Below are 11199 nucleotides of genomic sequence, written 5' to 3' on the forward strand. Positions count from 1 at the left end.
GTTAGATCACCGGCTCCCGAAGCACTTCGACCCAGGCCGCCCCGCTGTCCGGGACCCGCGGCTGCTTCCACGCTTCGATCGGGAACGACACCATGACCAGCGACTGCATGATGTGCATGAGCGTCGTCGCGTCCTCGGGCAGATCGTCCAAGGGGAACTTATCGCAGTACCCGATGACATCGTTGAGCTTGGGGAATGCCACGTCGTAGAACGCCTGCATCGCGGCCATCGAAGATGCCAGCCGCTTGGCGTAGCGCTCGGGCTCGGTGGCCAGATCCCAGTCGAGATATGGCTCCAGCGCGGCGAATTCAGACGGTAACGGCATTGCCCTGATACTCCTTCACGTAGTCACCGGTCGTCTTGTGCAGATGGCGGATCAAGATTTCCTGGTCGCAGAGCAGGAACTCCTTGACCGCCCGGGTGCCGATCATGGTCTGAGTCGCCTCCAGGGTGTTGGCGTCCTGCAGCGCGTACTCCTTGAACGTCACCGCGGCGAGCTCCTGGGCCAGCCGTTCGCGTGCATTGCGTGGCGGGACGAAATACAGCGTCGACTCGAAAATGTGCTTGTCCACCGCGGTCGGCCAGTAGTGGTAGGTCAAAAACCAGCCTGGCTCCCAGATCAGCAGCATGAAGTTCGGGTAGAACAGCCACGAATCGATGCCCCACTGCGGCACCCGTTTCACGTTGACACCTGCTGGTAGCTCCAGGTTTTCGATGATCTCCGGCTTGTCCCAGGGCCCGAACAACCCGCTGCGCAGCACCTGGTCCATCGGCTTGACCATGGACATGTCCGGAGGCGGTGCCTGACCACCCCAGGTCGACTGCAGGTTGTGCGGGCCGGCCAGCTCGTAGTGCAGCGCCTCGTAGCCGAACTTCTGGATCTTGGCGGCTTCGTTTTTGGTGTACTGACCCTGGTGCAGGATCGGCGCGTGATAGAACTCGACGAACGCGTCGATGAACAGCTTCCAGTTGCTGCCGACCTCGGCCCGGTAGGAGTAAGTCTCGGTCATCTCGCCGAACGGGTAGCCCTCGATGCTCGTGGCCAACGGCCCGAGGTAGTCGACCAGCGGCGCCGCGTTGTCGTCGAAGTTGACGAAGATGAAGCCTTCCCAGACCTCGCAGCGGACGGGCGCCAGGCCGTAGTTGCCCTTGTCGAGGCCGAAGAACTCTTCTTCCTGTTGGACGAAGGTCAGGTCGCCGTCCAGGCTGTAGCGCCAGGCGTGGTACTTGCAGGTGAACTGCCGGCAGGTGCCGGACGCCTCTTCGCTCGGAAAGTCGTTCCACACCAACTTGTTTCCACGGTGACGGCACACGTTGTGGTATGCCTTGACGGCGCCGTCCTTGGTCTTGACGATGATCACCGACATGCCCTTGCCCGCCGACGGCAGCTCTTTGGTGAAGTAGCTGCCGGTGCGCGGGAGTCGGTCGACACGGCCGACGTTGAGCCATCGCTTCTTGAAAACCGCCTCGCGCTCGGCCTCGAAGAACCCCGGGTCGATCGAGTCGGTGTAATCCACCGGCGCGGTCCCCAGTTCGGGGTAATTCTCTGTCCAGCTGCCGGCAGCCGGCTTCGGAAAGTGTGCCAACGTCCTTACCTCTCTGGTGTTCTGCCGTCGTAGCCTTCGACCTCGACGCCAAAAGTGTTCAATGCCATTGCCAGTGCGATGTAGTTGCCGGTGGTAAACACCAGATCCATCCGCTGTTGCTCGTCGAGCCGCTCGCCGAGCGCCGCCCAGGTCTGATCGGAGATGGTGGTCTTCTCGTCGAGTTCGTCGACGGCCCGCAGCAACGCGTGATCGAACGCGTCCGTCGACCGACCCGTCTGTGCGGCCTCGATGTCGGCGTCGGTCAGGCCGATTTTCTTGCCCATGTCGACGTGATGCGACCACTCGTAGACGCAGTCGCGGCGATGGGCGACGCGCAGGATCACCAGCTCGCGGATGCGCGGCGGCAGCGTCGACCCGTACAGCAGGTAGGTGCTGAACTTGAGGTAGGCGCGGGTCAGCTTCGGATGGCGGACCAGGGTGGACAGCAGGGTACCGGCGCCGTCGGGGTTGCGTCGCTGCTCGGGGAGCATGCCCGACACTGCGTGCCGAGCAGCGTCGTCCCACTGATCTGCCGGCAACGGGGACAGACGCATCCGGGCTCCTCGTGTAGGAGAATCAGATTCTCAAATCTGATCAACAGATTTCCATGAACTCCCGCATTGGTCAATATCCGAGTTCCACCAGCGCGGATCTGGCCGGTCGGAGCGACCCGTTCACCTCGGGCAACCGGACCGCTAGCGTGCGGGGGTAGCATTGGCATGTTGATTCTCGCGAATGGAGAAGCTAGTTTTCATAGCACGGGAGAAGTCGGCGACGACAGCGATTCGCCGACGGGCCGACTACGAGTTCGCAACAATCACACCGACAACGGTGAGTCAGTGACCTGGTTGGCCGTCAACGCCGCCGATGGAGAGGACCGGGCAGTGCACAAAGACGACATGATTTTGATCAGCGTCGACGACCACACCGTCGAGCCACCCGACATGTTCAAGAACCACCTGTCGAAGAAATACATCGACGACGCCCCGCGCCTGGTGCACAACGCCGACGGCTCGGACACCTGGCAGTTCCGTGACATCATCATTCCCAACGTGGCGCTGAACGCGGTCGCCGGTCGCCCGAAAGAGGAGTACGGCTTGGAGCCGCAGGGCCTCGACGAGATCCGCCCCGGTTGTTACAACGTCGACGAGCGCATCAAGGACATGAACGCCGGCGGCATCCTGGCGTCGATCTGCTTCCCGTCTTTCCCGGGCTTCGCCGGCCGGCTGTTCGCCACCGAGGACCGCGACTTCTCCGTCGCGCTGGTGCAGGCCTACAACGACTGGCACATCGACGAGTGGTGTGGCGCCTACCCGGCCCGGTTCATCCCGATGGCGATCCCGGTGATCTGGGATGCCGAGGAGTGTGCCAAGGAGGTGCGGCGGGTTGCCAAGAAGGGCGTGCACGCACTGACCTTCACCGAGAACCCGGCCGCGATGGGCTATCCCAGCTTCCACAACGACTACTGGAAGCCGTTGTGGGATGCGTTGTGCGACACCGATACCGTGATGAATGTGCACATCGGGTCCTCGGGCCGGCTGGCGATCACGGCCCCCGACGCGCCGATGGATGTGATGATCACCCTGCAGCCGATGAACATCGTTCAGGCCGCGGCGGACCTGTTGTGGTCCAAGCCGATCAAGCAGTACCCCAACCTGAAGGTCGCGCTGTCCGAGGGTGGCACCGGGTGGATCCCGTACTTCCTCGAGCGGGCCGACCGCACCTACGAGATGCACTCGACGTGGACGCATCAGGACTTCAAGGGCAAGCTGCCCAGCGAGGTGTTCCGCGAGCACTTCCTGACCTGCTTCATCAGTGACAAGGTCGGCGTCGCGCTGCGCAACATGATCGGCATCGACAACATCTGCTGGGAAGCCGACTACCCGCACAGCGACTCGATGTGGCCCGGTGCCCCGGAGGAGCTATGGGAAGTGTTGTCCGCCAACAGTGTTCCCGACGACGAGATCAAGAAGATGGCCTACCAGAACGCGATGCGCTGGTACTCCTTCGACCCGTTCAGTCACATCAGCGAGGCGCAGGCCACGGTTGGTTCGCTGCGGAAAGCGGCTGAGGGCCACGATGTTTCGATCCGGGCGCTGTCCAAACACGAGCACGGCGGCGCCAGCTTCGCCGACTTCGCCGCCAACGCCAAGGAACTGACCGGCAACAAGGACTGACGTGTTCACCGGGTCGCGGGTAGCTACCCCCGCTGGCGAGCAGACATAGAATCGCGTGGTCCGGGCGGCAATCGTGCGATTCTTCGTCTGCTCGCGCTTGATGAAGAGGAGAGTGTGCAGTGGCGGGGATGAGCTTCGAGCTGACTGATGACCAGGAGCTGATCCGCACGTCGGTCGCCGAGCTGGCGGCGAAGTTCGACGACCAGTACTGGATGGACAAAGACCTTGCGCACGAATTCCCGCAGGAGTTCTACGACGCGATCGCCACCGGCGGCTGGCTCGGAATGACGATTCCCGAGGCGTACGGCGGCCACGGACTCGGCATCACCGAGGCGACGCTGCTGCTCGAGGAGGTTGCGCGCTCGGGTGCGGCCATGAACGGCGCCAGCGCGATCCACCTGACGATCTTCGGCATGCAGCCCGTCGTCAAGCACGGCTCCGACGAGATGAAGGCCAGGACCCTGCCGCGCATCGTCAACGGCGATCTGCACATCTGCTTCGGCGTCACCGAACCCGGTGCGGGCCTTGATACCTCGCGCATCACGACCTTCGCCAAGCGCGAAGGCGACAACTACCGGATCAACGGGCGCAAGGTCTGGATCTCCAAGGCGTTGGAGTCCGAGAAGATCCTGCTGCTGACGCGCACGCGGCCATACGACGAGGTTTCGAAGAAGACCGACGGCATGACGCTGTTCCTCACCGACCTCGATCGCGACCACGTCGACATCCGCCCGATCAAGAAGATGGGCCGTAACGCCGTCAGCTCCAACGAGATCTTCATCGACGACCTGATCGTCCCGGTCACCGATCGCGTCGGCGAAGAGGGCAAGGGCTTCACCTACATCCTCGACGGCCTCAACCCGGAGCGGATGCTGATCGCCGCCGAGGCGCTCGGCATCGGCCGGGTCGCGCTGGAGAAAGCAGTGAAGTACGGCAACGAGCGGGTGGTGTTCAACCGCCCGATCGGGATGAACCAGGGCCTGCAGTTTCCGCTGGCGGATTCGCTGGCGCGCCTCGACGCCGCGGAACTGGTGCTGCGTAAGGCCACCTGGCTCTACGACAACGGGAAACCCTGTGGCCGCGAAGCGAATACCGCGAAGTACCTGTGCGCCGACGCCGGTTTCGGAGCGGCCGACCGGGCGCTGCAGTTGCACGGCGGGATGGGATACTCGGAGGAGTACCACGTGGCGCGCTACTTCCGCGAGTCGCGTCTGATGAAGATCGCACCGGTCAGTCAGGAAATGATTCTCAACTTCCTCGGCGAGCATGTGCTGGGAATGCCGAGGAGCTACTGATGGGGCAGTGGGCGGTCAAGAGAGCGGAGCAGAACAATGCGTGAAACGGTCATCGTCGAGGCGGTGCGGACACCGGTCGGTAAACGCAATGGTGGCCTGTCGGCCATGCATGCGGCCGACCTGTCGGCAGTGGTGCTCAACGAACTCGTCGAGCGCGCCGGAATCGACCCGACCGTCATCGACGACGTGGTGTGGGGATGCGTGTCGCAGGTCGGAGACCAGTCCAGCAACATCGGGCGTTACGCGGTGCTGGCCGCCGGTTGGCCCGAACACATTCCGGGCACCACGATCAACCGCGCCTGCGGTTCCAGCCAGCAGGCGCTCGACTTCGCCGCGCAAGCGGTGATGTCCGGCCAGCAGGACGTGGTGGTGGCCGGCGGTGTCGAGGTGATGAGCCGGGTGCCGCTGGGCTCGGCCCGGGCGACCGGTCAGCCGTACGGGCCCAAAGTGCTTGCCCGCTATGATGATTTCTCGTTCAACCAAGGCATTTCGGCGGAGCTGATCGCCAAGAAGTGGGGATTCTCCCGGACCCGGCTCGACGAGTACGCCGCGCTGTCACATGAGCGAGCGGCGGCCGCGCAGGACAGCGGTGCCTTCGCCGGTCAGATCGTCCCGGTCTTCGTAGATGTAGAAGAGGGCACCGCCGTTGTCGCCGCGGACGAAGGAATACGGCGCGGGACGTCGGTGCAGAAACTGGCCGGCCTCAAGCCCGCGTTCGACGAGGCGGGCGTGATCCACGCCGGTAACTCGTCCCAAATCTCCGATGGCGCAGCGGCATTGCTGGTGACGACGTCGGACATCGCGGTCGAACTGGGCCTGACGCCGCTGGTGCGATACCTGGCGGGCGCGGTCACCGGCGCCGACCCGGTGCTGATGCTCACCGGGCCGATCCCGGCCACCGGGAAAGTGCTGTCCAAAGCCGGCATCCCGCTGTCCGACATCGGCGTGTTCGAGGTCAACGAGGCCTTCGCGCCGGTCCCGTTGGCGTGGCTTGCCGAAACCGGCGCCGACCCCGATCGGCTCAATCCCCTCGGCGGCGCCATCGCACTCGGCCATCCGCTCGGCGCGTCCGGAGCGGTGCTGATGACCCGGATGGCGCATCACATGCGCGACAACGGGATCCGCTACGGATTGCAGACCATGTGCGAAGGCGGCGGCACCGCCAACGCGACTATCGTCGAACTCGTCGCCTGACAGGTCTCACCAACGTCGAGTTGTCGGGTGAAATCGTTGGAATCCTCACGACACGTCGACGCTCGGCTGGGCGGAATTTGATGGGCTGAGACCCTTGTCGCAATCGGCCTAACCAACCTACTGTGTGTTCAGTCGGTTGGTTAGGACGAAGGAGTCCGGTGCCCGAGACACGGCCGTACGAGTCGCTGCGGGCCAAGGGCGAGGACCGCAAACAGCGGATCCTGGCCGTCGCGCAGCGGTTGCTGACCCGCAACGGGTGGTGCAACACGACGCTGGCCCAGATTGCCGGTGAGGCCGGGGTGAGCCCGGCCGGTCTGTTGCATCACTTCGAATCCAAAGAGCAGCTGCTGCACGCGGTACTCGACATCCGTGATGCCGACGACGACTCACACGCCGACCGGGCCGGCGACCTGATCGCCGAGATCGCCGCGGTCGCCGACCGGTACTACCGGTCGCCCGAACTCATCGGCACCTACAGCGTGCTGCTGGCGGAGAACGTCGATCCGGACGCTCCGCTGCACGATCGTCTCACCGCCCGCTACCAAGGCGCGATCGACATCATCACCGAGCTCATCCGGCGGGGTCAGCGAGCTGGCCAGTTCCGCATGGACATGGATGTGACCGTCAAGGCAGTGCAAATCCTTGCCTTCATCACCGGAATGGAGACGACATGGCTGATCAATCCGTCGATACCGTTGACCGAGGTCTTCAAGGAGTACTCGGGGTCGTTGGCCCGGGACATGGCGCCGCCGAACCCGGCGTGAGATACCGCCTCGACGTCGTCGCCGCCGACGTCGCAGACGTGGTGACGTTCGCCGGCGGCTGGCTGTTCGACCGGGCGATGGCCGGGTGGGACGTGACGGTCCTGGTCGCCGACCATGTCGACGAGCGCCCCCTGCGGATCCTGGGGCCAGCCCGTCGGCGCCGGCCGATCTCGTCCCCGCCGGCTAGCCCGCGCCCGGGCCGCGTTGACGCCGCGGCCTGAACTATGGAAATCTAATATCTCCTCTCTGAGAGGCACATTCTCACTGGCGAGATTGGAACGGTGCAAGATGGTGAACGACTTCACCGAGTTGGACTTCTTCCGGGGCAGCGAGCTCATCGCGGACCCCTATCCCTACTACGAGTGGCTGCGGCAGCAATGCCCGGTGACCAAGGAAAAGCACCACGACGTCACCATGGTGACCGGCTGGGACGAGGCCTGCGCCGTGCTCAATGACGCTGAGACGTGGTCGTCGTGCAATTCGGTGACGGGCCCGTTTCCCGGCTTCCCGGTGCCGCTGCAGGGCGACGACGTCACCGAGCTGATCGAGCAGCACCGCGACGACCTGCCGTTCAGCGACCAGCTGCCCACGCTCGACCCGCCGACCCATACCAACCATCGCTCGCTGCTGATGCGGCTGATCACCCCGAAGCGCCTCAAGGAGAACGAGGACGCCATGTGGGTGCTGGCCGACCAGGCGCTCGACGGGTTCCTGGCACCCGGGCGCGGCGAATTCATCAAGGGCTTCGCGAGCCCGTTCACGTTGCTGGTGATCGCCGACCTGCTCGGTGTGCCGATGGAGGACCGCGACAAGTTCGTCACGGGAATCCGCGAGCACTCCGGCGGTGGCGTCGGCGGTACCGGCAAGGAGTCGCTGGCTCATAGCCCGCTGGAATTCCTCTACGGCTTGTTTTCCGACTACGTCACCGACCGCCGCGCGCAACCCCGCGAGGACGTGCTGACCGGACTGGCGACCGCCACCTACCCCGACGGCTCGACACCCGAGGTCGGCGACGTGGCTCGTGTTGCGGCCAACGTGTTTTCGGCCGGTCAGGAAACCACCGTGCGGCTACTCGGCGCGTCGCTGCAGACGCTGGGGGAGCGGCCGGACATCCAGGCGCAGTTGCGCAAGGACCGTAGCCTGCTGCCGAACTTCATCGAAGAGTCGCTGCGCCACGAGAGCCCGGTCAAGGGCGACTTCCGGCTGAACCGGCGGCCGGTCAACATCGGCGGGGTCGACCTGCCCGCGGGCACCACCGTGATGGTGGTGCAGGCCGCGGCCAACCGTGATCCGCGCCGATTCGACAACCCGACGACCTTCGATCCCGCCAGAAAGAATGCACGCCAACATATTTCATTCGGACGCGGCATCCACAGCTGCCCCGGTGCACCTCTGGCACGGGCCGAGACGCGGGTGGCCCTGGAGCGGCTGCTGGATCGCGCCTCCGACATCCGGATCAGCGAGCAGCATCACGGCCCGGCCAATGATCGCCGCTACCAATATGTTCCGACCTATATCCTGCGCGGGTTGACCGAACTGCAGCTGGAATTCACACCGGCATGAAAGTCTGGGTCGATGACCAGCGCTGCCGCGGTCACGGGATGTGCCTCACGCTGTGCCCGGACGTGTTCAACCTTACCGACGACGGCTACGCCGAGGCGATAGAGTCCGAGGTGCCAACGGAATTGCAGGCCGCCACCCGGGAAGCCATCCAGTGTTGCCCGGAACAGGCCATCGCCGAACGCTGACCGTGCGCCTCGGAGTTCGTGCGAGGCGCACAACCGCAACCGGGTTTTTTTGCGCTCGAGCCGAGCGGCCGTGTGTTCGGCCATTCCGCCGGCTCGACAGTTTTATTCGCTGATCGAGATGGCCTGCCGCGGGCATTGGCGAACGGCGTCGAGCACCTGCTCCTCGTTCTCGGGCGTGACTTCGTCCTGCAGCACCGTCAGTGTGTCGTCGTCTTCGAGCCGAAAGACCTCGGGGATGACCCCCATGCAGACCCCGTTGCTTTCGCACAGCCCCCAGTCGACGGCGATCTTCTTGGTCACAGGATCCACCTCATCGCACTACCGTCACCGGGACGTTCAGCCAGCCCGCGACGTTCTGCATGGTGACGCGTTTACACCCGTCCCACTGCACTTCGTAGCGAGGCATGAAGTCGAGCAGCTTTTCCAGCGCGACCCGGCTTTCCATCCGGGCTAACGCGGCGCCCAGGCAACTGTGAATGCCGTACCCCAGACCGAGGTGCTGCGCCTCGGTCTGGTCGCGGTCGATGTCGAACGTGTCGGCGTCGGTAAAGGCCTCGGGGTCCCGGTTCGCCGCGGCACCGCAGAGGAACACCGGCTTGAAAGGCGGAATAACGCCGCCGCTGACGTGGGCCTCCTTCAAGGTGTAGCGGACGTTGTATTGCACTGGCCCTTCGTAACGCAGTAACTCCTCGACAGCGCCGGGGACTTTGCTGCGGTCTTGTTTGAGCTTCTCCCATTGCTCGGGGTTGCGGGCGAACAACACCGCCGCGTTGCCGACCAGCTTGGTCACGGTCTCGGCACCTGCACCGCCCAAAAGCGTCGCGAAGCCGCAGATTTCGATATCATCGAGCTTGCGGGGCTGGCCATCCTCGCCGGGGATTTCCGCTGCGATCAGCCGACTGATCATGTCGTCCTGCGGAGTCTCGCGTCGCTGTTGCACCAAGCCGAAGTAGTACATCGCGGTATCGATGTTGGCCTGCATGCCGGCCTCGCTGACCTCTATTTGCCCGGGCTCACGGTGCAGGCTGGTGTCTATCCAGTGCCGCACCTGTTGGCGGTATTCCTCGGGCACCCCGGCCATCCGGGTAATGACCTCCACCGGGAACGGCCCGGAGAAGTCCTGCACGACATCGAACCGATCGGGATCAACGGCACCCAGATATTTGTCGACCACTTCAATAACCGTCTCGTGCTGTGATTGAACGGCCCGCGGCGTAAAGGCTTTATTCAGCAAGCTGCGCATGTGCCGGTGATCCGGCGGATCCATGAAAATGATCGACTTCATCTCCTCGGGGATGCCCTTGCGCACCATCGCGAGGTCGCAGCCACGGCTCGACGAGTAGGTCTCGAAATCCTTGAACGCGGCGGCCACGTCTTCGTGGCGGGTCAAGGCGTAGAAATCTTCCTTTTCGTCGTAGTAGAGCGGCGCGTCCTCGCGCATTCGTCGATAGATCTCGAACGGGTTGGTGAAGTATTCATCCGAGAACGGATCGAAGACGACCTTCGGCTTGGTCATTACACCCTCCTCACCGCCCGCCCGAGCGGCACACAGCGTTACGACGGAATGCTCGACTGTAACGCTAACGGTAGATGCTTTATCGCGTGCCGAAAAGGCCCTATTTGTTCGTCGGTTTCGCCGACGAACGGCGTCAGCGAACCGGCGGCCGCATTGTGCGGGCCACCGGTCACCGGCGCGTCCACCACCCCGACGCGGTCCGCCCTGGCTGCCCAGGCCGATGAACCGACGTCCATCAGTGCGCCTTCACGCATTCGTCAACGAATGAAAAGACCGTCGAGTGGTAGTCAGCGGCGGTGTGGCCGACGCTGATGTTGTGCCCGGCCCCGGGTTGCTCGTTGATCTGAAACCGCGACGCATTCGAGAACATCGAGGCCATCTCGGCCTGCGCCTCTGCATCGGCCTGCCACACTTTCTCGTGCTCGGCGACGCTGAACTGCACCGGAATCCGTACGTTCGGGGCGAGCGCCGGAAGGTCCTGGCGCGCCCAGTTGGACACCATTTGGTCCTCGTAAGGGGGAGCGCCCGGGTAAACGGTTGCACCGCGGAGCATTTCGGGTGGGTACAGCTCAGTCGGGTGCCACAGCAATTCACGCAGGCCGGCCGGGCGGTGCTCACGGGTGGCGGTTCTGAGGATCTCGCGCGCGGCCGGGTGATAATGCCGACCGGTGCCGGCCAACTCCATGCCGATCAGGTCGGTGCGCTGTTCCGCGGCGGCCATCCGGATTGCGAGTTCGCATCCACCCGAGTGCCCCATCAGGAAAATGCTTGCACCACCAGCCTTTTCGCCCAGCACTTGATCGACAGCGGCATAGGCCAACCGGACCCGTTGCTCGGGGTCGGCGACCGCGTCGGGGTAGGCGGCGGAGCTGCCGTAGCCGGGCCGGTCGATCGCCACCACCGTGTAGCCGTGCTGCGC

13 protein-coding genes and 1 pseudogene are annotated in these 11199 nt (G+C 64.2%); 7 read left to right on the forward strand and 7 right to left on the reverse strand.

Translation table 11 applies throughout. The features are described from left to right. Window position 1: 1 nt before the first annotated feature. Genes ABDV69_RS14180 through ABDV69_RS14190 form a run of 3 tightly spaced genes read right to left on the reverse strand, consistent with a single transcriptional unit; the run spans window position 2 to window position 2140 of the window. A complete protein-coding gene (locus tag ABDV69_RS14180) occupies window positions 2–325 on the reverse strand; it encodes a hypothetical protein (RefSeq protein WP_343575389.1) in 324 nt (107 codons plus the stop codon). Beyond that, window positions 309–1586: an aromatic ring-hydroxylating dioxygenase subunit alpha gene (locus ABDV69_RS14185; RefSeq protein WP_343575392.1), complete on the reverse strand. Its 1278-nt coding sequence runs from the start codon at window positions 1584–1586 to the stop codon at window positions 309–311. The genes ABDV69_RS14180 and ABDV69_RS14185 overlap by 17 nt, the downstream gene beginning before the upstream one ends. A 5-nt stretch (window positions 1587–1591) precedes the next feature. Next, window positions 1592–2140 carry a carboxymuconolactone decarboxylase family protein gene (locus tag ABDV69_RS14190; protein WP_343575395.1) on the reverse strand — a complete coding sequence of 183 codons (549 nt, stop codon included), beginning with the start codon at window positions 2138–2140 and terminating at the stop codon, window positions 1592–1594. Window positions 2141–2470: 330 nt separating this feature from the next. Between ABDV69_RS14190 and ABDV69_RS14195 the strand changes: the two genes are divergently transcribed. The 7 genes from ABDV69_RS14195 to ABDV69_RS14225 all read left to right on the forward strand — a co-directional run bounded on the left by ABDV69_RS14195 (window position 2471) and on the right by ABDV69_RS14225 (window position 8764). Continuing rightward, window positions 2471–3763: an amidohydrolase family protein gene (locus tag ABDV69_RS14195; protein ID WP_343575421.1), complete on the forward strand. Its 1293-nt coding sequence runs from the start codon at window positions 2471–2473 to the stop codon at window positions 3761–3763. 128 nt (window positions 3764–3891) lie between these two features. Next, the gene (locus tag ABDV69_RS14200) at window positions 3892–5058 is read left to right on the forward strand and encodes an acyl-CoA dehydrogenase family protein (RefSeq protein ID WP_343575398.1); all 1167 of its coding nucleotides are present in this window, start codon (window positions 3892–3894) and stop codon (window positions 5056–5058) included. Window positions 5059–5094: 36 nt separating this feature from the next. Next, on the forward strand, window positions 5095–6252 hold the full coding sequence (locus tag ABDV69_RS14205) for a thiolase family protein (RefSeq protein ID WP_343575401.1): 1158 nt from the start codon (window positions 5095–5097) through the stop codon (window positions 6250–6252). 158 nt (window positions 6253–6410) lie between these two features. Continuing rightward, entirely contained in the window at window positions 6411–7016 is a 606-nt protein-coding gene (locus ABDV69_RS14210) for a TetR/AcrR family transcriptional regulator (RefSeq protein WP_343575403.1), read from the forward strand. Then, window positions 7013–7237: a hypothetical protein gene (locus ABDV69_RS14215; protein WP_343575423.1), complete on the forward strand. Its 225-nt coding sequence runs from the start codon at window positions 7013–7015 to the stop codon at window positions 7235–7237. Before ABDV69_RS14210 ends, ABDV69_RS14215 begins: the two co-directional genes overlap by 4 nt. A gap of 67 nt (window positions 7238–7304) precedes the next feature. Further along, complete coding sequence (locus ABDV69_RS14220; protein WP_343575406.1) at window positions 7305–8579, forward strand: cytochrome P450; 1275 nt, start codon at window positions 7305–7307, stop codon at window positions 8577–8579. Continuing rightward, the gene (locus tag ABDV69_RS14225; protein WP_343575408.1) at window positions 8576–8764 is read left to right on the forward strand and encodes a ferredoxin; all 189 of its coding nucleotides are present in this window, start codon (window positions 8576–8578) and stop codon (window positions 8762–8764) included. Before ABDV69_RS14220 ends, ABDV69_RS14225 begins: the two co-directional genes overlap by 4 nt. Window positions 8765–8866: 102 nt before the next feature. Here ABDV69_RS14225 and ABDV69_RS14230 read toward each other — a convergent pair whose 3' ends face one another. From ABDV69_RS14230 to ABDV69_RS14245, 4 genes and pseudogenes are all read right to left on the reverse strand, one after another. Further along, a complete protein-coding gene (locus ABDV69_RS14230; protein WP_343575410.1) occupies window positions 8867–9064 on the reverse strand; it encodes a ferredoxin in 198 nt (65 codons plus the stop codon). 10 nt (window positions 9065–9074) lie between these two features. Then, window positions 9075–10280 (reverse strand): cytochrome P450, encoded by a 1206-nt coding sequence (locus ABDV69_RS14235; protein ID WP_343575413.1) that lies wholly within the window; start codon window positions 10278–10280, stop codon window positions 9075–9077. A gap of 101 nt (window positions 10281–10381) precedes the next feature. After that, a pseudogene (locus ABDV69_RS14240) lies at window positions 10382–10498 on the reverse strand (NAD(P)-binding domain-containing protein); the annotation flags it as partial. A gap of 17 nt (window positions 10499–10515) precedes the next feature. Next, a partial coding sequence (locus ABDV69_RS14245; RefSeq protein ID WP_343575415.1) for an alpha/beta hydrolase occupies window positions 10516–11199 on the reverse strand: 684 nt, incomplete at its 5' end.

This window comes from Mycobacterium sp. (genome assembly GCF_039583785.1).
Taxonomy (GTDB): Bacteria; Actinomycetota; Actinomycetes; order Mycobacteriales; family Mycobacteriaceae; genus Mycobacterium.

Excerpts from the sequence above, each read along its gene's own strand:
- ABDV69_RS14180 (WP_343575389.1), bottom strand. The coding sequence starts at position 325 with ATGCCGTTACCGTCTGAATTCGCCGCGCTGGAGCCATATCTCGACTGG.
- ABDV69_RS14190 (WP_343575395.1), bottom strand. The coding sequence starts at position 2,140 with ATGCGTCTGTCCCCGTTGCCGGCAGATCAGTGGGACGACGCTGCTCGG.
- ABDV69_RS14200 (WP_343575398.1), top strand. The coding sequence starts at position 3,892 with ATGAGCTTCGAGCTGACTGATGACCAGGAGCTGATCCGCACGTCGGTC.
- ABDV69_RS14205 (WP_343575401.1), top strand. The coding sequence starts at position 5,095 with ATGCGTGAAACGGTCATCGTCGAGGCGGTGCGGACACCGGTCGGTAAA.
- ABDV69_RS14220 (WP_343575406.1), top strand. The coding sequence starts at position 7,305 with ATGGTGAACGACTTCACCGAGTTGGACTTCTTCCGGGGCAGCGAGCTC.
- ABDV69_RS14225 (WP_343575408.1), top strand. The coding sequence starts at position 8,576 with ATGAAAGTCTGGGTCGATGACCAGCGCTGCCGCGGTCACGGGATGTGC.
- ABDV69_RS14235 (WP_343575413.1), bottom strand. The coding sequence starts at position 10,280 with ATGACCAAGCCGAAGGTCGTCTTCGATCCGTTCTCGGATGAATACTTC.